General features: G+C 38.5%; 22 protein-coding genes. 15 read left to right on the top strand and 7 right to left on the bottom strand.

Going from position 1 to position 24,183, the window contains the following annotated elements; all coding sequences use genetic code 11:
- The first annotated feature begins 47 nt into the window (after positions 1–47).
- A complete protein-coding gene (locus tag EIY84_RS05060) occupies positions 48–791 on the top strand; it encodes a class I SAM-dependent methyltransferase (RefSeq protein ID WP_124640841.1) in 744 nt (247 codons plus the stop codon).
- Between the two features lie 17 nt (positions 792–808).
- Positions 809–1,501 (top strand): ZIP family metal transporter, encoded by a 693-nt coding sequence (locus EIY84_RS05065; protein WP_124640843.1) that lies wholly within the window; start codon positions 809–811, stop codon positions 1,499–1,501.
- Positions 1,502–1,877: 376 nt separating this feature from the next.
- On the opposite strand, the gene EIY84_RS05070 is transcribed toward EIY84_RS05065, so the two are convergent.
- Both EIY84_RS05070 and EIY84_RS05075 read right to left on the bottom strand, forming a co-directional pair.
- Positions 1,878–3,269 carry an OmpP1/FadL family transporter gene (locus EIY84_RS05070; protein ID WP_124640845.1) on the bottom strand — a complete coding sequence of 464 codons (1,392 nt, stop codon included), beginning with the start codon at positions 3,267–3,269 and terminating at the stop codon, positions 1,878–1,880.
- A 26-nt stretch (positions 3,270–3,295) separates the two neighbouring features.
- A complete protein-coding gene (locus EIY84_RS05075) occupies positions 3,296–4,288 on the bottom strand; it encodes a prolyl-tRNA synthetase (protein WP_241154735.1) in 993 nt (330 codons plus the stop codon).
- A gap of 147 nt (positions 4,289–4,435) precedes the next feature.
- On the opposite strand from EIY84_RS05075, the gene proS reads away from it, so the two are divergent.
- A complete protein-coding gene (gene proS, locus EIY84_RS05080) occupies positions 4,436–5,911 on the top strand; it encodes a proline--tRNA ligase (protein ID WP_124640847.1) in 1,476 nt (491 codons plus the stop codon).
- A 72-nt stretch (positions 5,912–5,983) separates the two neighbouring features.
- Here the strand turns inward: proS and EIY84_RS05085 are convergent, their stop codons facing one another.
- On the bottom strand, positions 5,984–6,697 hold the full coding sequence (locus tag EIY84_RS05085) for a 3-ketoacyl-ACP reductase (RefSeq protein ID WP_124640849.1): 714 nt from the start codon (positions 6,695–6,697) through the stop codon (positions 5,984–5,986).
- A gap of 73 nt (positions 6,698–6,770) precedes the next feature.
- Entirely contained in the window at positions 6,771–7,487 is a 717-nt protein-coding gene (locus EIY84_RS05090; protein WP_124640851.1) for a glycerophosphodiester phosphodiesterase, read from the bottom strand.
- 97 nt (positions 7,488–7,584) lie between these two features.
- On the opposite strand from EIY84_RS05090, the gene EIY84_RS05095 reads away from it, so the two are divergent.
- The 9 genes from EIY84_RS05095 to EIY84_RS05135 all read left to right on the top strand — a co-directional run bounded on the left by EIY84_RS05095 (position 7,585) and on the right by EIY84_RS05135 (position 18,508).
- Positions 7,585–7,782 (top strand): hypothetical protein, encoded by a 198-nt coding sequence (locus EIY84_RS05095; RefSeq protein WP_124640853.1) that lies wholly within the window; start codon positions 7,585–7,587, stop codon positions 7,780–7,782.
- Positions 7,782–8,768: a hypothetical protein gene (locus tag EIY84_RS05100; protein WP_164472020.1), complete on the top strand. Its 987-nt coding sequence runs from the start codon at positions 7,782–7,784 to the stop codon at positions 8,766–8,768. The genes EIY84_RS05095 and EIY84_RS05100 overlap by 1 nt, the downstream gene beginning before the upstream one ends.
- 110 nt (positions 8,769–8,878) lie before the next feature.
- Positions 8,879–10,201 carry an Nramp family divalent metal transporter gene (locus EIY84_RS05105; protein WP_124640857.1) on the top strand — a complete coding sequence of 441 codons (1,323 nt, stop codon included), beginning with the start codon at positions 8,879–8,881 and terminating at the stop codon, positions 10,199–10,201.
- A gap of 81 nt (positions 10,202–10,282) precedes the next feature.
- On the top strand, positions 10,283–12,622 hold the full coding sequence (locus tag EIY84_RS05110; protein WP_124640859.1) for an ATP-dependent helicase: 2,340 nt from the start codon (positions 10,283–10,285) through the stop codon (positions 12,620–12,622).
- A gap of 390 nt (positions 12,623–13,012) precedes the next feature.
- A complete protein-coding gene (locus EIY84_RS05115) occupies positions 13,013–13,900 on the top strand; it encodes an alpha/beta hydrolase (RefSeq protein ID WP_241154736.1) in 888 nt (295 codons plus the stop codon).
- Positions 13,901–13,903: 3 nt separating this feature from the next.
- The gene (locus EIY84_RS05120; RefSeq protein ID WP_124640861.1) at positions 13,904–15,160 is read left to right on the top strand and encodes a CinA family nicotinamide mononucleotide deamidase-related protein; all 1,257 of its coding nucleotides are present in this window, start codon (positions 13,904–13,906) and stop codon (positions 15,158–15,160) included.
- A 48-nt stretch (positions 15,161–15,208) separates the two neighbouring features.
- Positions 15,209–16,555: an AAA family ATPase gene (locus tag EIY84_RS05125; protein ID WP_124640863.1), complete on the top strand. Its 1,347-nt coding sequence runs from the start codon at positions 15,209–15,211 to the stop codon at positions 16,553–16,555.
- Between the two features lie 92 nt (positions 16,556–16,647).
- Positions 16,648–17,757 carry a peptide chain release factor 2 gene (gene prfB, locus EIY84_RS05130; protein ID WP_124640865.1) on the top strand — a complete coding sequence of 370 codons (1,110 nt, stop codon included), beginning with the start codon at positions 16,648–16,650 and terminating at the stop codon, positions 17,755–17,757.
- Between the two features lie 76 nt (positions 17,758–17,833).
- On the top strand, positions 17,834–18,508 hold the full coding sequence (locus EIY84_RS05135) for a DedA family protein (RefSeq protein WP_124640867.1): 675 nt from the start codon (positions 17,834–17,836) through the stop codon (positions 18,506–18,508).
- A 360-nt stretch (positions 18,509–18,868) separates the two neighbouring features.
- Here EIY84_RS05135 and lipA read toward each other — a convergent pair whose 3' ends face one another.
- Together lipA and EIY84_RS05145 are read right to left on the bottom strand one after the other, a co-directional pair.
- Complete coding sequence (gene lipA, locus EIY84_RS05140; protein WP_124640869.1) at positions 18,869–19,735, bottom strand: lipoyl synthase; 867 nt, start codon at positions 19,733–19,735, stop codon at positions 18,869–18,871.
- Between the two features lie 59 nt (positions 19,736–19,794).
- On the bottom strand, positions 19,795–20,355 hold the full coding sequence (locus tag EIY84_RS05145; RefSeq protein ID WP_124640871.1) for an RNA polymerase sigma factor: 561 nt from the start codon (positions 20,353–20,355) through the stop codon (positions 19,795–19,797).
- A 139-nt stretch (positions 20,356–20,494) separates the two neighbouring features.
- On the opposite strand from EIY84_RS05145, the gene tyrS reads away from it, so the two are divergent.
- The 3 genes from tyrS (at position 20,495) to EIY84_RS05160 (ending at position 23,614) form a co-directional block, all read left to right on the top strand.
- A complete protein-coding gene (gene tyrS, locus EIY84_RS05150) occupies positions 20,495–21,790 on the top strand; it encodes a tyrosine--tRNA ligase (RefSeq protein WP_124640872.1) in 1,296 nt (431 codons plus the stop codon).
- Positions 21,791–22,017: 227 nt separating this feature from the next.
- Positions 22,018–22,608, top strand: a complete 591-nt coding sequence (gene pnuC / locus EIY84_RS05155) for a nicotinamide riboside transporter PnuC (protein ID WP_124640873.1) — start codon at positions 22,018–22,020, stop codon at positions 22,606–22,608.
- Positions 22,601–23,614, top strand: coding sequence for an acyl-CoA dehydrogenase family protein (locus tag EIY84_RS05160; protein ID WP_124640874.1), 1,014 nt, complete (start codon positions 22,601–22,603; stop codon positions 23,612–23,614). Before pnuC ends, EIY84_RS05160 begins: the two co-directional genes overlap by 8 nt.
- Before the next feature lie 69 nt (positions 23,615–23,683).
- Here the strand turns inward: EIY84_RS05160 and EIY84_RS05165 are convergent, their stop codons facing one another.
- A complete protein-coding gene (locus EIY84_RS05165; protein ID WP_124640875.1) occupies positions 23,684–24,106 on the bottom strand; it encodes a hypothetical protein in 423 nt (140 codons plus the stop codon).
- Between the last annotated feature and the right edge of the window lie 77 nt (positions 24,107–24,183).

Genomic DNA, 24,183 nt, shown 5'->3' on the forward strand with positions numbered 1-24,183 from the left:
ACGGTAGATAAGGATAGTTTTCCATCAATTTTGGTTATTTTTGCACTATGGCATGGTTCAAAGATTGGTTTAATACCGAATATTATCATATTCTTTATCAAGATAGAGATTTTACAGAAGCAGAAATTTTCATCAGAAAACTTTCAGAATATAACGCATTACCAGAAAAAGCCAAGATTATAGATTTGGCTTGTGGCAAGGGTAGGCATTCCTATTTCCTGCATCAGTTGGGGTACGAAGTTTTGGGGGTAGATCTTTCCGAAGAAAGTATTGCTTTTGCAACGAAAGAATTTTCGCAAAATCATTTGGAATTTAAAGTCCACGACATGCGTACCGAACTCTATCCTTCGGTTGCACCATCAAAGGTGCACGCGGTGTACAATCTCTTCACCAGTTTCGGATATTTTGATGATGAAAACGACGACAAAAAAGTGTTTGCATCCGTAAAAAATGCTTTGTGTGACAACGGTGTTTTTGTACTGGATTTCCTGAACGAAAAATGGGTTAGAAATACATTAGTCCCCGAAACCACCATCAGCAAAGGTGGGATCGATTTCCACATCAAAAAAAGAATACACGATGGACATGTCATCAAAGATATTATTTTTACTGACCAAGGCGAAGATTTTCATTTTTTTGAAAAAGTAAAATTGCATACCTTGGAGCAAATCGAAAAGTATGCTCAGGAATTTGGATTTGTCCGCAAAAAAGTTTGGGGCGATTATCACTTGTCCGATTTCGATTTAGAAACCTCACCAAGAGCCATTAATCTCTTTGTCAAAGAAAACTGAGACCCTATACTTTGTTTATGATTATACTACTTCTGATTTTGAGTGTCGTTTTGGGCGTTGTTTTGGGTAAATATTTTGGTTCCAAAGATCAATTTGCCAAATCCTTGTTGGTGGTTAGCGCAGGATTTCTGATCACGATATGCCTCAACGAGGTTTTCCCAACGGTTTATCATTCGGACAATCATCAGATTGGTGTTTTTGTAATTGCCGGAGTTTTGTTGCAAATGCTTTTGGAAAATCTTACCAAAGGATTCGAGCACGGACATTTCCATCAACACGAAGAAGAGCAAAATATTTTACCCATCGCTTTGATGGTTGGGATGTTCATCCATGCTTTTATTGAAGGGATTCCGTTGGCCAATATCAATAATTACGATTCGCCATACCTCATGGGGATTTTGGTGCACAACCTGCCCATTTCTTTTGTGTTGGGAGCGTTCTTATTCAAAAAAAGTAAAGTCAATTTTCCACGAATACTGATCGTAGTGCTCTTCGCTATTTCATCACCTTTGGGTATGGTTTTAGGGAAATATTTCGATCCCAATCTCGAGCCGTACTTTTTGGCCATCGTAGGTGGGATTTTTCTGCACATCTCATCGGTCATCATTTTTGAAAGCAACAAAAACCACAAAATGGATTGGCAAAAAATCCTCTTGGTGATGTTGGGGATTGCTTTTGCACTTAGTGGACATCTTTTTCACTCACATTAATTTTTTTTTAGGAGCAGAAAGGGTGTAACCCTCTTCAATACTCGTCCGGCTGTCCGTTATTACTCCTCGCCAGTTTCTGTCGCTGCGCTCCATAACCTTGCTGTGGGGTAGCCACTTCCATCCGGGCTACGATTTCGGTGCGTAACCGTACAGTAAGTTTTTTTTTTTTCAATGTCACGATACAAATTTTCAAAAAAGGTGGAGGCGTGGTCTTAGTCCCGATGGAAACGGCATCCTTTTGTAAGCCTGGGGTGTAGCTTTGCACAAAAGATACAGTGGACAGCGGGTCTGGTGGTGAAAAAAAACGAACCGTTGAAGCTCCTAAAAAAAAGGCCACCCGAAAAGGATAGCCGTATGAAATTTTTCATCGATGAGGTTAGAATTTCCAACCCAAAGTGATGGAATAGTTGTTAAGATTTCTTTTTACATTAGAAACTAGAGATCCGTCGTACTCGACAATGTATTTGTTGGAGAAGTACCCGGCGTTGTATGCCGCATCGCCTTTTAAGAAAGGATTTTTATACTCTGAGCTCACATTTTGATACGCAAAATCTAAAAATACAGATCCAAAGTCATAACCCAAACCTAGTCCCAAAGTATTTCTCTCGCCCAATAGGAAATTGCTGTAAGATGCGTCTTTTAGGTTGCCGTTCACAGTCAGTTCGGTTAAGTTTACGGTTTTTGTAGGGTTTGATTCGTAACCGTAACCGCCTCTTAATCTAAAGTTTTTAATACGATATTCCGCTCCAATTTTTATTTCGGAAGTGGTTTGAGAATATTCTTTATAGAAGTTGTTCAGTTCCGTTTCTGCACCGCCATAGACTTTGTATTTTGGTTTTCCCAAGCCAACCGTGTAGTCCACATTTACTGCAAGATTTTTGGTAGGAACCATGGCTGCACTCAGTGTTGCCTTCATCGGAGTGGTCAGTTTTCGGTCTTCTGCAGCCGTTCCGTCGTTGGGCGAGCTGTAATAATTGTACACCCTTTCCATAGTCCACCAAGTAGGTGTTTCTAGGGCTGCTCCCAAACGAAATTCTTGAGAGATTTTTCCAATAATACCAACATTGGCAGAAAAACCGGATGAGGTTTCGGAATAAGGCGTGTCTTGTTTTTCGTAGTAATCTATTTTTTTGTCAACGGCCGAATAGAAAGCTGCCGAGTCGTACTGGTCGATTTGTGCACCATGGAAATTTAATCCCCCACCAATATAGATTTGGTTGTCGTAATTAGCACCTATGGCGATGTTCATTTTACTGACATTTCCGTATCGGTTAAAGGCATGTCCAGCGTAGGTGAGTACATCTGCTGTTGCCGGAATGCTGTAGGTCAAGTTGTTATTTCCTGGAGTTTCAACATAATCTTCGATGGATTTTGAAGAGTAGTTCACTCCGATATTTACAAATTTCCAAGGGGTTTCTGTGAGCAGTTGGAAAGAGGCGATCCCGCCGATATTTCCCAAATCTGTTTTGTTGAAACTGTATTCTTTAGAAGCACCCGCAAGTGTACTTTTGTTGTTGATGTTGTTGATGGCCAAAGTACCAGAAATACTGCTGGATATGGCGACCCCAACACCTGCAGGGTTGGTGACAGCTGCAGAAGCATCGCCTCCCAAAGCTCCCATGGATCCTGACATGGCATTGTATTTAGCAGTTCCCTGTAGTCCGCCACCGCTGTACACATCCATGGTGTTTCTAAGTACTGTTACATTTTGAGCCTGAGCAAAAAAGAAAGCCGAGATGCTCAATATAGAAATTGATTTTTTTAACATTTCAATTGTATAGTTTAATTCTTGTATTATCTAAAGCCACCGGATCTTTGACCTCCACCTCCTGAAGAGCCTCCAAAACCACCTCCGGAGCGGAAGCCACCTCCGTTGGACCCACCTCCGAATCCGCTGGAGTTAGAAGACGGTCTGAAACCGCTATCGTTTCGGAATCCTCCATTGTTTCTAGGGCTTTCGTATTGTGGGGTTGTATTTCTAGGTCTTGGGATGTTCGGAACATTTTGTTGCGTGTTCGATTGTCCACGGTATCTAGGGAAAGTGTTTTGCTGACCTTGATTTCCGGGTCTGTTGAATCCAGAGTTGTTTTGATTGGTGTTTCCAAATCCACGATCTCTAAATCCAGAGTTTTGATTGCCTACTTTATTGCCAAAACTTCCTTGGTATGAGTTTCCAAAGTTTCCGCTAGAGCCACTTCTTCTGTAATCGTAAACCGGTCTGTAATATCCGTAATTGTAGTACGGGTAGTAGCCACCTCCCCAATAGTAAGGCGAGTTCCAACCCCAATAAGGATTGTATCCGTAATACCATGGGGAATAATATCCACCATAACCCCAATAAGGGCTGTATCCGTACCAATTGTTCCAAGGAGATCCCCAAGAATAGCCAAAGCTTATACCAAAATTCCATCCGTAAGGGGAATATCCGTAATTGTAATATGGAGAAGCCCAATTGTTGTAATTAACCTCGGTACCGGTATAATTTCCCCAATCCGAATTGGATCCTGGTGCTCCCCAATTGTAATTTTTGGAATAAATACCCTTGTCGTCCAAACGGGCAACATCGTTCTGGTTGCTGTAATCATAATATTCGCCAACCTGATTGCCGTAATTGTCTACTGTTTCAACGGGTAAGGTATCCTTGTTAGGATCGTAATACACGCCATCGGACTCGCTGTATGCACCCATCTGTGTACCACATGATACGGCTACTAAACTTGCCGTAAGAAAGGCTAATGCTCTAAGTTGTGGTAAATTAAACCTGTTTTTATTAATATTTTTTTTCATGACATTTATTTGAAAATTAGTTTAATTATCTTTGCACTGTTTTATACCAAAATTATACCAAATATTTAGTATAATTCGATACTCCAAATATACTTTATTATTTGGATAAAATTTAGAGTTAAAAGTTAAATTAAATCAGCACAAGAAATGGCAAAATTAACTTCCAGAAGCGAAGATTATAGCAAATGGTACAATGAACTAGTCGTAAAAGCCGATTTAGCAGAAAACTCAGGGGTAAGAGGCTGTATGGTCATCAAACCTTATGGTTTTGCTATTTGGGAAAAAATGAGAGATCAGTTGGACAAAAGATTCAAAGAAACAGGACATCAAAATGCTTATTTCCCAATTTTTGTACCCAAAAGTTTGTTTGAAGCCGAAGAAAAAAATGCAGAAGGTTTTGCAAAAGAATGTGCTGTAGTTACTCACTATAGACTAAAGACCGATCCGAACAATCCGTCCAAATTGGTGGTAGATCCGGATGCGAAATTAGAAGAGGAATTGATCGTAAGGCCGACTTCTGAAGCCATCATTTGGAATACCTATAAAAACTGGATCCAGTCGTACCGAGATTTACCAATCCTTATTAACCAATGGGCAAATGTCGTGCGTTGGGAAATGAGAACAAGGCTTTTCCTAAGAACGGCAGAGTTTCTTTGGCAAGAAGGACATACGGCTCATGCCACCAGAGAAGAAGCCATTGTAGAAACCGAGCAAATGTTGGATGTGTATGCCGAATTTGTTGAAGGATTTATGGCGGTGCCCGTAATCAAGGGATTGAAAACACCAAGCGAAAGGTTTGCTGGTGCCGATGAAACCTATTGTATAGAAGCCATGATGCAAGATGGTAAAGCATTGCAGGCAGGAACTTCTCATTTTTTAGGACAAAATTTTGCTAAAGCTTTTGATGTGAAATTCACCAATAAAGAAGGGAAAATAGAACATGCTTGGGCGACTTCTTGGGGAGTTTCAACGCGATTGATGGGAGCTTTAATTATGGCTCATTCCGATGATTTTGGTTTGGTACTTCCTCCGAAATTGGCTCCAATCCAAGTGGTGATCGTTCCAATATTCAAAGGAGAAGAACAGTTGCAACAGATTTCTGAAGTGGCTTTGGATCTACAACAAAAACTGAGAGCAAAAGGTATTTCTGTGAAATTTGACAACGACGATAAGAATAAACCGGGTTGGAAGTTTGCTGAATACGAACTGAAAGGTGTACCTGTAAGAATTGCTATGGGGGCTAGGGATTTGGAAAACAAAACCGTAGAAATTGCTAGGAGAGATACCTTGACTAAAGAAACGGTTTCTTTGGAAAATATCGATGTGTACATCGAAGAATTGTTGGTGAAAATTCAAGAAGAAATCTACAACAAAGCGTTGAATTTCCGTACAGAAAACATTACCAAGGTGGATACCTACGAAGAATTTAAAAAAGTTTTGGAAGAAAAAGGCGGATTTATTTCAGCACATTGGGACGGCACTGAAGAGGAAGAAGAGAAAATAAAAGAAGAAACCAAGGCAACCATCCGTTGTATTCCTTTGGACAATGAGATGGAAGAAGGCGTTTCTTTGATCTCCGGGAAACCATCCAAACAAAGAGTTATATTCGCAAAAGCGTATTAAATTTTATGTCAAACAAAAAAATATTCCGTTTCAAATGAGACGGAATATTTTTTTACAATCGAAGTCTGTATTTTAAGGATTGGTAGAGAAAATAGATCCATTAGCAATCAGAGCTCTTCTGTTCATCTTTAAAATGTCTCTTACCCATTCTGCAAAATCTTCAGGTTGAAGTACTTTTTCAGGATTACCATCGGTCAAACCTCCATCTATGCTCATGTCGGTCGCAATGGTACTTGGTGTGAGGGTGAATACACGAATGTTGTTTTTTCTCCATTCGGCCATCATGGATTGCGAAAGAGAGATTACCGCTGCTTTGGAAGCGGCATAGGCCGACATTCCAGCTCCACCTTTCAATCCGGCTATAGAGGCAATGTTTACAATGTCACCTTGATTTTTTTCTTTTAGATACGGATAAACAGCTTGTGCAGCGTAATAGACACCCATCAAGTTGGTTTGCATCACTTGTTCCCAAGTTTTTGTTGGCATTTCGTCCAGTTTTCCAAAATTACCAATGCCGGCATTGTTAATCAAGATATCAACCGTTCCCAAATCCGAAATTATTTTTTTTATTCCTTGGTTTACTTCCTCTTCTTTAGAAATGTCGAATGCAGCAAAAGCCACTTTTACGCCTAAATTTTCAATTTCAGCAGCTACGGTTTTTAGGGTTTCTGTACTTCTTCCTGTAATTCCGATGTTGACTCCTTCATGAGCCAAAGCCATAGCAATCGCTTTGCCCAAACCTCTGCTGCCACCAGTGATGATGGCGTTTTTACCTTGTAAATTCATAATTTTATTTTCTTTTCAAAATGCAAAATTAAGAATTTCACTTGCCATTCGTGTTAATTTTATGTGAAGTCTTTTATTGATTTTCATTGATGATGTCGATGAAAAGATTTGGGTAATCTGTCGTGATTTGGTCAATGTTCATCAAATTTAATTTTTTATAAATTTCAACCTCGTTTACCGTCCAAGAATTGGTGCTAAGATTCAAATTTTTTGCATCTTCAATCCAAGACGGTTGGTCTAAAAAAACAGAATAATGGTAGTTGATGCCGTCTATTCCTAAATCGGAAACTTCCTTTGGATTTAGATCGCCCTTCAGGTATTGAACATGAATTTGTGGATTGATTTTTTTTATCGTTTCACAAATATTTATGCTGAAGGATATTAGAATGACCTGATCTTCCATTTTTTTCTCGGTGATCAGATTCAAACATTTTTCAACCATTATTTTTTTTAAATCCTCTTCTACAGGCGGTTTAAGTTCGATGACGAGTTTGAATTTTGGAGTTTTTTTTCCTTGCAAAAGAAAGTCTTCAAAAGCAGGAAGCCCTTCGTTGTTGCTAAGTTTTAGAGTTTTTAGAAATTCCAAATCGGAATGAGAAATTTTCCAGTTTTCAAAATATTCATCGTGAAAAACCAAAAGCCGATGGTCTTTAGTCAATCGTATGTCGAATTCGGATCCGAATATGGGAAGTTGTTGCGCATTTTTTAGGGATTGCAAGGAATTTTCAGAAGTTGGTGGCTCGCTTTTGAAAAATCCGCGATGGGCGATTATTTTCGGTTGATTTCTCATGGGAGTAGTTTTTTTCTATACGAATTTAATATTTTTATGAATTTGTTGGGCTTATTTTGATTAAAATGAATAAAACCTTACTTTTGATTAAACAAAAATGAAAAGAAGCATGAAAAAATATTCATCACTTCTGTTTTTTATAGCAGTGGTTGCCGTGGTTTTTCTGATTCAGCGCCAATTAAAACTTTGGAATGATCATAAAGAATGCTCTACCGAAGTTACGAGGTACACGGACAAAGCTGGCACTTTGGTTACGGTGAAAGAACATGTTTGTAGGGAAAAATTTAATTTTTAATGATCGCCATCATGATGAAAAATGTACTGTTTTTTTCTGTGTCTTTAGCATTAACTTCATGTGTAGGTGTTCAGAAAACCGTTTTGGACGAGCATTATTCGAAGAACAATTGCAACCAACACGCTCCATTGAATTATACAGAATCCGATTTGCCAAAACCCTTATCGGATTTGGAAATAGATCCTCTTCTAAAACTTAAAATATCAGAAAAGTCGCTAAATACGGCCAATGCCATCGGTTTGTTGGATGATCTTACCGCTTTTGTAAAGCTCAGCGAGAATCAAAAGGATCATAAGAATACCGATTTTAGGCTGGAGAAATTAGAATTGCTCCAAAAAATTCATCAAAAAATTAACATCGCTTCCTTAGAAATTTCGTCCGTCGCCAGTGAATTGGATTGCGAGGAAGAAAGAGCCGATCAGGTAGCTCAATTTTTGAAGGGCAAAGAAGACAATACCGAGAAAAATTTGGTGATAGGCTCTATCATTGTTGGCGCCGCCGGAACGATTGCTGCAGAAGTCCTATCAAATAGCGATACCAAACAAAGTGCGGTGAGTTCTGTAGCCATAGGAGCAAGTCTTGCTGAAGCCTCTCTCGGGGTCTTGATGCTCACCAATAAAAAGAAAACCGATTTTTTTCATCCTCGAAATGCCCTCAGTGACATTTGGAATGTCCCTAAAGTATCGTCTTATTACCCGGCTTCCATCTGGTATTATCTGAATACGAAAGATAAGGAAAAAAAGAGAAAATCTTTTGTGAAATTGTTGGTGGATGAATGGTTGAACTACGAACAAATAGCCGAAAGTAAAGATAAAGATAAGGATAAAATCTACGATTTGTATTTCGGAAAAGGTGGACTTTATACTTCTGAACAGCTAAAAAATAGAGCCGATATGATGGACCAGGTAGAAGCCTTCATTACCCTGATGAAACAAGATTTGAAAGAATTGGCCATAGAAATAGAAAAGTGGAATGTTCAACAATGATTCTGATTTTATAGTTCTTTTTTTTGGTACATTATTTCTTTGAGATTCATTTGATTAAGATTGTTGAAAATAAATTTGTTAGATTAGGCTAACAATAGTATTTTTGTCAAATGAAAGCACCTTGGCAAAGAATCAATCAAAACAACTCCCTTCCCGAATCTCATGCAAGTGTACAAGTCCCAAGAACAGTTAGTTTTTGGAAAAAACTTTTTGCGTTTTTAGGCCCTGGACTCATGGTTGCCGTTGGGTACATGGATCCCGGAAATTGGGCTACCGATATTGCCGGTGGATCTCAGTTTGGTTATACTTTGCTTTCCGTGATTCTGATTTCCAATATTTTTGCCATGGTTTTGCAACATTTGGCTGTGAAATTAGGCGTAGTTGCCGAAAGGGATTTGGCTCAGGCTTGTAGGGATCACTTCTCTCCTAAAGTCAATTATGCGTTGTGGGTGCTTTGCGAAATTGCAATTGCAGCCTGCGATTTGGCCGAAGTCATAGGTTCTGCCATTGCACTCAATTTATTGTTTGGGATACCTTTAACTTGGGGTATCGTAATCACCATCGTGGATGTATTGCTGATTTTATTTCTTCAACACAAAGGATTTCGTTGGTTGGAAGCCGTGGTTGCAGCTCTTATTCTGACCATTTTCGGATGTTTTATGTACGAAATCATTCTCAGCAAGCCCGATGTCTTTCCGTTGCTCTCAGGCTTGGTTCCCCAAAAAGAAATCGTTACCAATCCGTCCATGTTGTACATTGCCATTGGGATTATTGGTGCCACGGTGATGCCTCATAACCTTTATTTGCACAGCAGTATTGTACAAACGAGGAATTACGAAAGAAATGCGGAAGGAAAAAAAGAAGCCATAAAATTTGCAACCATCGACAGTACTTTGTCATTGTTTATGGCGTTTTTCATCAATGCAGCCATTTTGATTGTTGCAGCGGCTACTTTTCATACCACAGGAAATCATCATGTTGCTGAAATTACCGATGCTCATCAATTGTTGGCTCCCATTTTAGGCACCAGTTTGGCCTCTGTATTTTTTGCAATAGCATTATTAGCGTCTGGTCAAAACTCGACTTTGACAGGGACTTTAGCAGGACAAATTGTGATGGAAGGTTTCCTGAATCTCAGATTGAAACCGTGGCTGAGAAGGCTGATCACAAGACTCATCGCTGTAATTCCGGCTTTGGTGGTAACCATTATCTATGGCGAAAAAGGAACTGCTGAATTGCTGGTGCTCAGCCAGGTGATATTGTCCATGCAACTTAGTTTTGCGGTTGTCCCTTTGGTGATGTTTACCAGCGACAAACTGAAAATGGGACAGTTTGTGAACAAACCCGTTTTGAAATGGTCGGCATGGGTTATTTCTTTCATCATCATCATTCTCAATATCATTTTATTGTATCAGACATTATTTAGTTCATAAGTACTTGTGTAGAAATAAGATCGTTCAATAATTTGAATTGTCTGTCTTTTCTGTTATTTTTGTGCATCTTAAAAATGCAGCATGGATTATTTGAAAGGTCTTAACGAATCTCAACACAAAGCAGTTACAACACTTCACGGACCACTTATGGTATTGGCCGGTGCCGGATCTGGGAAAACCCGAGTGCTTACCATGAGGATTGCCCATTTGATCAACAATTTGGTAGATCCCTTTAATATTTTGGCACTTACCTTTACCAACAAAGCAGCCAAAGAAATGAAGGAAAGAATTGCAAAAGTGGTGGGCGAATCCGAAGCCAGAAGCCTTTGGATGGGGACTTTTCACTCGGTTTTTGCAAGAATTCTTCGTTCCGAAGCTCATCTTTTGGGTTATCCTTCTAATTTTACCATTTATGATGCCCAAGATGCCCTAAATGTTCTTAAAAAAGTATTGAAAGACCTGAACATCGATTCGGATTTGTACAAACCCAAAAAAGTCTTGTCCAGGATTTCGGCGTATAAAAACAATTTGATCACCGTAAAAGCCTATTACAACAATCCTGAATTGGTGGAAGCCGATCATAAAGCCAATATGAAATTCATCGGTCAGATTTATGAAAAATATGTCGATGCCTGTTACCGAAACGGTGCCATGGATTTTGATGATCTTTTGCTGAAAACCAACGAGTTGTTGACCCGATTTCCTGAAGTTTTAGCCAAATATCAAGATCGTTTTCGTTATATTTTGGTAGATGAGTATCAGGATACCAACCACTCTCAGTATCTGATTGTTAAAGCGTTGGCGTCTAAATTTGAAAACATTTGTGTGGTGGGCGACGATGCCCAGTCCATTTACTCTTTCCGTGGTGCCAACATTCAGAATATTTTGAACTTTAAAAAAGATTATCCCGATGCTGTAACGGTTTCTTTGGAACAAAATTATCGATCGACACAAAATATCGTGAACGCTGCCAATGTTGTAATTTCTAAAAATCTGCAACAATTCCAAAAAAATGTTTTTAGTGAAAATGAAGTGGGTGAGAAAATTAAAGTCTATCGAGCACTAACCGATGCCGATGAAGCCAATTTCGTTGCCAATACCATTTGGGAGCAACATCATTTCAACCAAAAAATGTTCGATGATTTTGCCATTCTTTATCGTACCAACTCACAAACCAGAGCTTTTGAAGATGCTCTGAGACGGAAAAATATTCCGTATCGTGTGTACGGCGGACTCAGCTTTTACCAAAGAAAAGAAATCAAAGATCTGATCGCTTATCTTAGGGTTTTGGTGAATGAAAACGATAACGAAGCCCTCTTAAGAATCATTAATTATCCGGCTCGAGGTATTGGAGAAACGACGCAAAATAAATTGATTGTATTTTCCGACTCTCAAAATATTTCTCTTTCTCAAACTTTAGACAATATTGCATTTTATGCACCACAATTGGGGCTTAACAATGCGGCAACCGTCAAACTTAACGATTTTTGGGCGATGATCCGTGCATTTCAGGTCATGTTAAAAACCGAAAATGTCTATCAAGTAGCGATGGAAGTTGCCAAAAGAACGGGTTTTATAAAAATGCTGAAAGACGATCATACTCCAGAAGGAATTTCCAGGGTAGAGAATGTTCAGGAATTGATGAACTCCATGCAAGGATTTATCGAAGAACAACAGCAATTGGAAGATGGCGATGCCTCTCTGTCTAATTTCTTAGAAAATATTGCCCTCAGTACCAGTCAGGACAACCAATCGGATGACGAAGGACCAAAGGTTTCTTTGATGACCATTCACCTTTCCAAAGGATTGGAATATCCGATAGTACATGTTGTGGGATTGGAAGAAAATCTTTTCCCAAGTTTCATGAGCTCATCCACCAGAGAAGATTTGGAAGAAGAAAGACGACTGTTTTATGTGGCGTTAACCAGAGCTGAAAAGCAAGCCTACTTTTCCTATGCCATTTCTAGATTCCAATGGGGGAAAATTTCCGACTGCGAACCTTCACGATTCTTAAGTGAGATTGATGCCCATTATTTGGAAATGATCAATCCCGTTACTGAAAGCCGTTTCTTGAACCGATCTGGACTATCGTCATCTATATTTGATGAAACGCCTTCCGTCCCAAGAAAATTTAAAAAAGTAGAGACGGCACCTAAAAAGAAATTGTCTTTGGGACAAGATAGTCCTCAACCCGAGAAAAAACAATTGAAGCCCATTGATGCTGCAAAAATAACCAATCCAAGTGGCAAATCTACTGAAGAAATTGTGGTGGGCGATCGCGTTCGACACGATCGTTTTGGGATAGGAGAGGTGGTCTTCTTGGACGGTACAGATCCGGCGAACATCAAGGCAAAAGTTAATTTTTTAGGTGAAGGAGAGAAGAATTTAATTTTGAAATACGCCAAATTAACAAAACTGTAATTTTTTATTGTGTTGATATTCAGTGTTTAAAATATTTAATGCGATTGATAATTGTCATTATTTGTAATTATTCTAAATTAAATTAATACATTTGCAACATGAATACAACAGTCATCCCTTTCAAGATAGCACCTCTTAGTCCAGCATTTGGAAAAACAGAAGAAATGTTTTGTGGTAAAAAGAAATGTTGCAAAAAATACAAAACCGGCAAACGATGCAAAAAATGTCCAGGCCGTTTAAAAATGGCTTAAGGTTATTTCTTAAATAGAACATATTCATTTAGTTTTTTTTATAGCAGTTAATTGAAAAATTGACTGAGAATAGATTTTTATATTTTAGAAACTGCTCTTTTTGGGCAGTTTTTTTTATTTTTGAAAGGAATATGATTTTATGAATTTCCCATCAATTAAAAAGTATCCACTTTGGATGTTTTCTGTTTTAGGATTGTGGCTTCACTCCTGTACATCGTCCAAAAAATATATGGTTTTTTCTTCTGGAAATAACGGACAGAAGATGTACAATGTGCCTTACGGTCTGGATGCAAGGCAGAAGATGGATGTTTTTTTGCCCAATCCCTCAAAGCTTTATCCGGTGGTGATTTTGGTGCATGGAGGTGCTTGGAAGTATGGCGACAAGGCACATCTCAGACAGGTTCAGCAGTTGCTGTTCAGATATAAGATCCCCACTGTAGCGATCAATTATCGCTTGGTGTCCAAATCCATAACTTACAAAGACCAGTTGGATGATATTCGTTTGGCCATTCAGAAAATTAAATTTGAACATGAAAATTGGGATGTTCAGACCGATTCGTTCATCTTATTGGGCGAAAGTGCCGGAGCTCATCTCGCTTTGGTCTATGGATACACACATCCGGATGAAATTCTAAAAATTATTTCGATGAGCGGACCAACCGATTTTTATTCTGAAAAATTTCTGAAAAGCACCTATTCCAAGTACGCTCTTCCTTTGATAGAGAAAATGGTTGGCGAAAAAATGGATAGAAAAAGTCCGCCGCAAAGTTTTAGAGAAGCCAGTCCGGTATTTTTAGCCAATCATGTTCCCACTCTTCTTTTTCAAGGGGGGAATGATCTTTTGGTCAATAAAAATCAAGCATTCGAATTGGACTCTGTTCTCGAAGCTAAAAAAATCCCACATCGACTGGTATTTATGAAAAATGCAGGCCATGCACCACGACTTTTTAGCGAGAATAAAAGAGACAGCATCATCTATCCCAATATTCTCAATTGGATTACAGGAAAAGAATTTAATTCCAAATAAAAAATGAAAAAAGCAATTCTTATCACCATTGGCGACGAAATTTTATCAGGAACAACGATAGATACCAACTCCAATTTTATCGCCGAACAATTGAAAAGCATTGGCATAAAAGTTTCTGAAATAAGAACCATTTCTGATGAGGTTTCAGCGATTGAATCTGCGTTTCTATGGGCTGTGAATCATGCAGATTTGGTGATTGTAACCGGTGGTTTGGGACCGACCAAAGACGATAAAACCAAGAAGGTTTTGGCACAAGTTTTTAGCGATACATTGGTGATGGATGAGGTGGTTTTCGGACATTTAAAAGATTATCTAACCAAAAGAAAACGATTAGAAATTTTAGAACTTAATCGTTCTCAGGCCGAAGTGCCCTCCAAAGCAAAGGTTTTTCTAAATGATTTTGGAACCGCACCCGCCATGATGATGTCCAATAAGCAATGTAAAATATTTTGTTTGCCCGGAGTTCCATACGAGGTGAAGCCCCTTATGAAAGACAAGATCATCCCATTTCTGCAACAAGAATTCTCTTCGGAATATATTTTATCCCAAACCATTTCCATAGTCGATGTTCCGGAATCGGTACTTTCAGAAAAAATTGAATCTTGGGAAATGGCATTACCTGAAAATATGCAACTTTCTTATTTGCCGATTGCTAACAGGATAAAACTGAAATTAACTGCAGTAGGAAAGGATAAAAAAGTTTTGCAAAATCTTTTAAATTCACAGATTGATGGGTTGAAACCTTTGGTCAAAGATCATGTTTTGGCTTGGGATGGCGATAGAATTGAAGAAATATTAAAAGGAATACTAACCGAAATAGGATTGACCATTGCCGTGGCTGAAAGTTGTACCGGTGGTGAAGTTTCTAAGTTGATAACCTCGGTTTCTGGGAGTTCTGCCTATTATTTGGGAGGGATAGTAGCGTATGATTTTCACAAGAAAATTGATATTTTAAAAGTGAAATCCGAAACCATAGAAAAGCATACGGTGGTATCTGTGGAGGTGGCACAGGAAATGGCAAAAGGTTGTCGGGATTTGTTTTTATCGGACATTTCTATTTCTACCACAGGAGTTGCAGGTCCCAATTCGGACGAGTTCAACAATGAGGTGGGCAGGGTGTATTATACCATTCAGGTTAAAGATGTTCAGAAATCGTACACCTTATTTTTGCCCCATTTGGAAAGAAAAGATTTTATGAATTTTGTAGCCATGAAGGTGCTTCAGGATCTTTTGAAAATTTTAGTTCAAACTAAAAACTGAGAATTCATCAGGTTTTTGTAAATTTAAAACTTTAAAAATACAAAAATTATGAAGCTTTCCGATCTTGCCAATAAGTTAGAAATTTCCATAGAGTCGCTCAAAAAATTCATGATCGATTTTGATCTCGAGCTGAACGAATGCATGTGTACCAATTTTGATGTTAAAGAAGACTTTGAAAAATTTGCCTTGGAAAATGTAGAATTTCTACAAAAATTTGAGAAAGATCTTTTTCAGGAAAAATCAGCAGAGATTATTGCTAAAACCTTACAGCAACCCATAGAAAAAGTTCAAGAAGTTATAAAAAAAGACCTGCCCAATTTGTTTGAAAATGGGATGTACAAATCCTCAGTATCTACATTTGGTATCGATAGAAAATTGGGAGGAGATTACCGGTTTGTGTACAATTATTTTGGTCAAAAAAGTGCTCTGGTTCAGAGGGATTTTATAGGATATCGGGATTTGTATTTTTACATTACCGAAGTCTTAGACCCGTTTGTTAATCCAGATTCTGTTAAAGAATGGGGCATACACAAACCGGCTGGCATTGTGCTTTATGGCCCTCCTGGAAGTGGGAAAATCTATTGGGCCAATAAAATATCCGAACTTATCGAATACAAATTCAAAGAAGTGAAAAAACATTATCTGGGTACTTCTTTTGTCGATGGCAACAAAACCGGTTTCAATGATTTTTTGGTGACCATGCTAAAGGAAGAAAAAGTTTTACTTTTCCTTGAAGATTTTGATACCATCATGATGGAAAGAAATGAAGAAGTCTCCGTTTCTTCGGACAACGAAGAAACCAAAGAGATCATCATGCATTATATTTCTAAATTCGAAGAAGAAAATATTTTGATGATAGGTTCTGCACATACCGTTTTTGCAATCGATGATGAGGTCTTGGCACCAGGACGATTTGATGTGATGATTCCTGTTTTTCCGCCCAACCACAAAGAAAGAATGGAGTTGGTGCAATATTATATGTTGGAAAACCTGAATGAAGATGCCTTGTTGTACAAAATATTGATTAACAATCAGGCCGATCATTTGCCATTTTGGAAAGAAATTACCAGCAAAATGAAACTTTTCAGCAATACCATGATCGTCGATTTTACACAAAGTCTTAAGAAACACATCAAAAATCAATACAAAAGACTGAAAAAAGAGGACATGGTTATTGGTTCTAATTTATTAGAAGCTGCTCTTAGAGATGCCATAACCAAGCTAACCGAAGAATACCTCAACCAAATTGTGCAGTTTATCCAAGATGTTTCGATTAACAATTATGAAAATTTTGCACAGAGAATTGAAGGAATGAAGGCTGAACTGAGCACTTATACCGTGCAAGAGCAACCGGAAAGAGCCATAGGATTTCAACACAACGGAGAGAAAAAATAGTTGAAGATGTATTTTAGTTTTCATGACCAAACACCAAACACTAAAAACGAAACACCAAACAATTTCTGAATTGATTTTCTTACTTTTGCAGCATGATTACAAATGACCAGTTAAAAGCCGTTCAGAGTCGTATAGACGACCTTTATAAATATCTTCAGATCGAAAAAAAAAGTATAGAAATTGCGAATGACGATGAAAAAACAGCTGCTCCAGAATTTTGGGACAACCCCAAAACGGCAGAAGTTTTTTTGAAACAACTTCGATCCAAAAAGAAATGGGTAGAAGATTACGAATCCATTCATAACCAATTCGAAGATGCTCTGGTTTTGGTCGAATTTGCAAAAGAAGATCCCGATAGTGAAAAAGAATTGGACGATTCTTTTCCGCTTTTGATCGAAAATATAGAAAATCTCGAATTCAAAAATATGCTTTCCAACGAAGGCGATGAGTTGCCGGCCGTTTTGCAAATTACAGCCGGTGCAGGTGGCACAGAAAGTTGTGATTGGGCGTCGATGCTGATGCGTATGTACACCATGTGGGCCGAAAAACAAGGCTATAAAATCAAAGAACTCAACTTTCAAGAAGGCGATGTTGCTGGTGTGAAAACCGTAACTCTAGAAATTGATGGCGAATATGCTTTTGGGTATCTAAAAGGCGAAAACGGCGTGCATCGTTTGGTGAGAATTTCTCCTTTCGACTCCAATGCGAAAAGGCATACCAGTTTCGTTTCGGTATATGTCTATCCTTTGGTTGATGATACGATAGAAATCAACATCAACCCGGCAGATATTTCTTTTGAAACCATGCGAAGCTCCGGAGCTGGTGGACAGAATGTGAACAAGGTAGAGACTGCCGTGCGTTTGCGACATGCACCTACAGGTATTATCATCGAAAATTCTGAATCCAGATCTCAGCTTCAGAACAAAGAAAAAGCCATGCAGCTCCTTCGGTCAAGACTTTACGAAATCGAGTTGGAAGAAAGGATGAAAGCCAGAAACGAAATCGAAGCCGGAAAAATGAAAATAGAATGGGGGAGCCAGATCCGAAATTATGTGATGCACCCGTACAAGTTGGTGAAGGATGTGCGTTCCGGTTACGAAACTTCCGATGTCGATGGCGTGATGAACGGTCAGCTGACTCCTTTCCTAAAGGCTTTTCTTATGGCGGATGGGACTGCAGTTTCGGACGATTTGGATTTGTAAAATTTAAGAATTATTAACATTTTCAGTCTGCATTTTTCTTTTAAATTAAACTATATTTGCGACTAACTTTTTAACTATGGATGCTTTTCAGTGGCAGGATTTACTAAATCCCGAATTTTATATCAAATTGGGTGGGTTTTGGTTAATTCTTTTTATCGTTTTTGCAGAAACTGGACTTTTTGTAGGTTTCTTTCTCCCGGGAGATTCACTCTTATTCATATCAGGAATTTATTCGTCCACCATCATCAAAGAAACTTTTGGTTTTGATGGCGGAGGTTTTGTCAATACGGCACTTTTGGCAACAGCAGTTGCAGTAGCAGGTATCATAGGAAATATGGTGGGATATTGGTTCGGTAAGAAAACCGGTCCATCTCTGTACAAAAGACAAGATTCCTTTTTATTCAAGAAAAAATATCTTTTCAAAGCACACGATTTCTTTGAAGAGCACGGAGCTTTTGCTGTAATAGGAGCTCGTTTTCTGCCTATCGTTCGTACTTTTGTGCCCATTGTAGCCGGTATAGTAGAAATGGATAGGAAAAAATTCATGTTCGACAACATCGTGGGGGCTTTTGCTTGGTCTTTTTCTTTGATTTTTGCAGGCCATTATTTAGATGCTTTGTTCCAGCAACAATTTGGAATTGACCTAAAGGCGCATTTGGAGATGATCATCCTTATCATCGTTTTGGTAACAACTTTGCCTATTATTTTCAAATTTTTCTTTGCAAAACCCAAAGTAAGAGAAGAACAATAGGATGTCGAAAACTTAACAATACAAAAGCTTTCCGTTTTGGAAGGCTTTTTTTATACCCGAAACTTGAAACTTAAAACCTAAAACTCGATACCTTGAAGCATCAAGACTCGGTATTCTTGGCCAGACCCGACCGACTGTTCGCTCTATCTTTTGCTTCTCGCCCACTTTCCAAGGCTTAGCAAAAGGATGCCGCTGCCATTCGGGCTAGGATTAAGGGGCGTGCATGGTTTGTTTATTTTTAGAGATTCGTCGTTTTGAGGGCTCGCCTTCGGCTCGCCCCTTTTTTACAATTTTTCATAAAAAAACAACTCCAATAAAAATTAAAATATTGGAGTTGTTTTTATGATGGTATTTATAGAATTACAAAATATGCTTTTCGGCATGGTAAGAAGATCGCACAAGAGGAGAACTCTCTACATGGCGGAAACCAAGGCTTCTCGCAAAAGCACCCAATTCTTCAAACTCTTCAGGAGTGACAAATCTTTTTACGGGTAAATGTTTTTTCGTTGGTTGTAGGTATTGTCCCAAGGTAATCACATCTACATTGGCATTTCTTACATCTTCAATAGCTTGGAAAACCTCGTCTTTTTCCTCACCCAAGCCCAACATTATTCCGGTTTTTGTTCTTCTTTGTCCGGAGTCTTTTAGGTATTTCAATACATCCAGACTTCTTTCGTATTTGGCTTGTATTCTCACTTCGCGCGTTAATCTTTTTACCGTTTCCATGTTGTGGGAAATCACCTCAGGAGCCACCTCAATCAATCGATCTAAGTGTTTGTGTATCCCTTGGAAGTCCGGGATTAGGGTTTCCATGGTTGTTCCGGGAGAAATTCTTCTCACGGCATTTACTGTTTCGGCCCAAAGTATAGATCCCATATCTTTCAGATCATCTCTATCCACGGAGGTCAGTACCGCATGTTTGATGTTCATTAACTTGATGGATCGTGCTACTTTTTCAGGCTCGTCCCAATTCACATCCATGGGTTTTCCGGTTTTTACACCACAAAAGCCACAACTTCTGGTGCAGATGTTTCCAAGGATCATAAAAGTTGCCGTTCCGTAGCCCCAACATTCGCCCATATTGGGACAAGAGCCACTTTGACAGATGGTGTTTAGTTTGTATTTGTCCACCAAAGAGCGGAGCTCACGGTAGTTTTTCCCAGTCGGAAGTTTTACACGGATCCATTTGGGTTTTTGTACTGTTGTATCTTGAGGTTGATTTTCCATTGTTGTAAAAAAATTCGATGCAAAATTAAGCAATTTTCCATAGTTATTCCCAAAGAATGTTAATCATTGTTCAGGTTATAATCTTTAAGTAATTCGACCAAGATTTTTTTAGCTCTCATGATGCATACTTTGGTGTTGGCAACCGTTATGTTAAGTTCTTCCGAAATTTCTTTTATGCTTTTTTCCTCAAAAAATCGCAGCTGAATAATTTTTTGATAGCGGCTGTCCATACCGGAAATGATGTTTTGTATTTTTTGTTGCTCTTCTACAGAGATCATCAGTTCTTCAGGAGACTGGGCAAATTGGTTTTTCATGTCCTGCCATTGGTCAGTCGTATATTCTTTTTCGGTATTGTTTTTTCTCCAGTAATCGATAATGGTGTTTTGAGCAATGGTCAACACCCAAGTTTTGAACTGGAAATCAGGATCGTAAAGGTTGAGTTTGGAAAGGACTTTGGTAAAGACAATCACGGTAAGTTCGTCTGTTGTATTTATGTCCTGAACCTTCTTCATGATGAATGAAAAAACGGTTTCCCAAAACAAATTAATCAATTGCGTTTGGGACTTTTGATCTTTTTGGTTGGCAGCAATAATCAGTTGCAGTAATTCCTCATTTTTCATAGTCTTACAAATGTAATGAAATTGAATGTGTTTTCTGTGTTTTTGATCTTCTTTCTCACCATTTTATACCATTTTTAGAGGATTCTAGATTTTTCTTCCAACAAATTAAACTATCTTTGCAGCTTAAATTTTTTTTAACATGAACGCTTTTATAGAAGAATTGAAATGGCGTGGCTTGTATGCCGATATGATGCCAGGTACCGAAGAACAACTCAATAAAGAGATGACTACGGCCTATATCGGATTCGACCCAACCGCTGATTCATTACACATTGGAAGTCTCGTTCAGATTAAAATTTTGGCTCATTTCCAACTCCACGGACACCGACCTATGGCTTTAGTAGGTGGTGCAACCGGTATGATTGGAGATCCGTCGGGTAAATCATCTGAACGAAATATTCTCGATGAGGAAACCCTAAATTATTATGTGGATTGCTTGAAAAATCAACTTTCCAGATTTCTGAAATTCGACGGCAACGAACCCAATGCTGCTGTTTTGGTCAACAATTACGATTGGATGAAGGAATTTTCTTTCTTAGAATTCATCCGCGATATCGGAAAAAACATCACCGTAAATTACATGATGGCCAAAGATTCGGTAAAAAGAAGATTTACCGGAGAAGGAGGTGCAGAAGGGATGAGTTTTACCGAGTTTACCTACCAATTGTTGCAAGGATATGATTTCTTACACCTGTACCAAAAAGAAGGCGTAAGACTTCAGATGGGCGGTACAGACCAATGGGGAAACATTACCACCGGTACCGAACTGATCAGAAGAAAAGTGCAAGGAGAAGCGTATGCTTTAACAATTCCTTTGATTACCAAAGCCGACGGTTCCAAATTTGGAAAATCTGAAAGCGGCGAAAATTATTGGTTGGATAAAAAGAAGACTTCACCGTACCGTTTCTACCAATTCTGGTTAAACGCTACCGATACCGATGCCGAAAGATTCATCAAGTTCTATACTTTCCTTGGGAAAGAAGAGATTGATGCCTTAATTGCGGAACATCAAACAGCTCCTCACGAAAGAAAATTGCAAAAAAAATTGGCTGAAGAAGTTACCGTTTGGGTACACGGAAAAGAAGAATATCAAAAAGCTTTGAAAGCTTCAGAAATTTTGTTTGGTCGTTCAACAGCCGAAGATTTGGTAAGCTTGGATCAAGAAACTTTCTTGGATGTTTTCAATGGAGTGCCACAAAAAAAAGTGTCGAAATCCGAAGCAATCGGACAAAATATTGTTGATTTGTTATCTGAAAAATCAGGTTTCCTAAAGTCCAAAGGCGAAGCCAAAAGAGAACTTCAAGGTAATGCCATTTCGGTAAACAAACAAAAAGTTGATGAGAATTTTGTAGCCGAAGAAAGCCATCTGATCGACGGTCAGTTCTTGCTTTTACAAAAAGGAAAGAAGAGCTATTTCATCCTAAAGTTGGTTTAAACTAGAGTTGAGATACCCTACACAAGACTTCCCGGATTGGGAGGTCTTTTTTTTTGTGAGTATTCGTTTTTCTAATTCCAGAATTTTTCTCAAATTTGCCGCATCAATGGGGTGCCAATAGAGTTGGCTGAGATGATACCCAAGAACTCTCCAGTTCTGCACCTGATCCGGATAATGCCGGCGTAGGGATTGTTGCCATCATCTCATCATACAATTTAAAAAATGTTATGATGCAGGATATTTTTCTAAAAACCACCATCTTCGAATGGTTGGGCGTTATTCTTTCTATTTTCCAAGTGCTTTTGGCCAGGAAAAACTATGTTCACAATTATCTTTTTGGGATTGCCGGGATTGTATTGTCCATGTTGGTGATGTTCAGAGCCAAGTTGTATGCCGAATTTACTTTGAATATTTATTATCTGGTGATGAGCATTTACGGTTGGCTTTTCTGGAAATTCGGGAAAGAAAAAACCGAAGTTGCCATTTCCCAAACCAATCATTCAGAAAAACTGAAAGCAGGGGGAATTGTCGTTCTCAGTTTCGGGATTTTTTATTATTTCCTCACCCATTTTACCAACAGCGATGTCCCAATCTGGGATTCTCTGGTTTCCGCCTTTGCTTGGTCCGGAATGTGGCTGATGGCCAAACGAAAAATTGAAAACTGGATTTTACTCAATGTGAGCAATATTATTTCCATTCCGCTGATGTTTCATAAAGATTTGTACCTCTACGGTTTGTTTTCTATTTTCTTATTTTGTGCCGGAGTGGCGGGTTATCTTCATTGGAAAAAACTTCTTTTAAAACCTCAGTATGCTTAAGATTCAAGACATTCAACAAAAACTATTTGGAGTGAATTTAATTCCAAATGAAATCATGGATATCGTTCACGAAAAACAATGGTTAAGAATTTGGATTCCCAAAGAATATCAAGGTTTGGGATGCCGTTTCCATGAAGGTTTGAAGGTATTGAAAACCGTAGCCAAAATTGATGGCAGCTTGGGTTGGATGGTTACGCTCTGTTCTGGAGCCAATTATTTTTCCAGAAACCTAAAACCTCAAATCGCTCAGCAATTATTTACTGATCCCAAAGCCTGTTTTGGAGGTAGCGGAATGTTGGGAGGGACCGCCGAAATTAAAGAAAGAAAATATCACATCAACGGAACTTGGCATTTTGCTACTGGAGCTCCTCATCTCACTCATTTTACGCTCAATGCAGTGTTGATAAAGGATGGAAACGCAATTTTGGATGAGAACGGAAACGAGCAATTTAAATCTTTTGTCATTCCAAAAACGAAAGTTACAATCATCCCAAATTGGAAATCGATGGGGATGAAAGCAACCGGAACTTATTCTTTTTCGGTAGAAAATGTGGATGTAGAAGAGGATTTCAGCTTTGTGTACAATGAGTTTTTTACCCATTCGGTGTTGGATAAAATTCCGTTCAGGATATTTGCCGATCTCACACTTTTGGTTAATTATTTGGGGATGGCAGAGCATTTTGTGGAAGAAGCTAAGATTATCCGACCTCTATTGGATTTTTCAAATTTCATCAAATTCATTAAAGAAACAGAAGCCAAAACAGAATATTTTGCTTTGGAAATCGAAGAATTATTAAGGTCTGAAAGTTTGGATCTTTCTGAAAAACAAACGGAAATTCATCAATTTGGAGAAGAGTCGGTTTCTAAATTAAGCCATGACTTGTTGGAAATTTATTTTCAGTTAGGCACCAAAGCAACGCATGTAGATGAGCCTATTCATCAAATATTCAATGATTTTTTTACGGCCACTCAACATGCTAATTTTAGAAAAGATTGGAAAGAGTAGAGTGGTATTTATAAAAAAAACTGCTCCAATTTCTTGAAGCAGTTCAGGATATTAAAAAAAAGATTTGGTCTATTTGAATGAGTAAAAAGCAATGGCATTTAAGTCTTGTCCGCTTGCAGTGCCGTATTTTACTAATTTTCCATCAACAAAAATTTCAGCTTTCAATACCGAAGTAGGTCCAAAACCGGTTCCGTATGCCGAGATTGCTACTGAACCTTCTGAGTGTGCAACTTTTAGCTCGGGACTTTCCCAAGTGTTTCCACTCAGAGAAGCGTATTCGGTGGTTGCCGATCCTATCATGGCAACTGCATTTCCGACGGTTGCATTGGTCGCTGTTAGTTTGAACTGAACGGTATGCTCGGCCGGAGTAGGATTGGGCAGAACTTCAACACCGTCTGTACCGCAAGATTGCAACATTCCGAAAATGGAAAGCGAAAATAAAACGGTTAGAGCTAAAGTCCAGATTTTTTTAATTGAGGATATTTTTTTCATGTTTAAAGTTTCTTGTTAAATCGGGGTAAAAATACTATTTTTTTTGAAATTAATTTAGCTTTTGTTTGATATTTTAA

Origin of the sequence: Amniculibacterium aquaticum (assembly GCF_003852705.1) — a bacterium.
Lineage (GTDB): Bacteria > Bacteroidota > Bacteroidia > Flavobacteriales > Weeksellaceae > Amniculibacterium > Amniculibacterium aquaticum.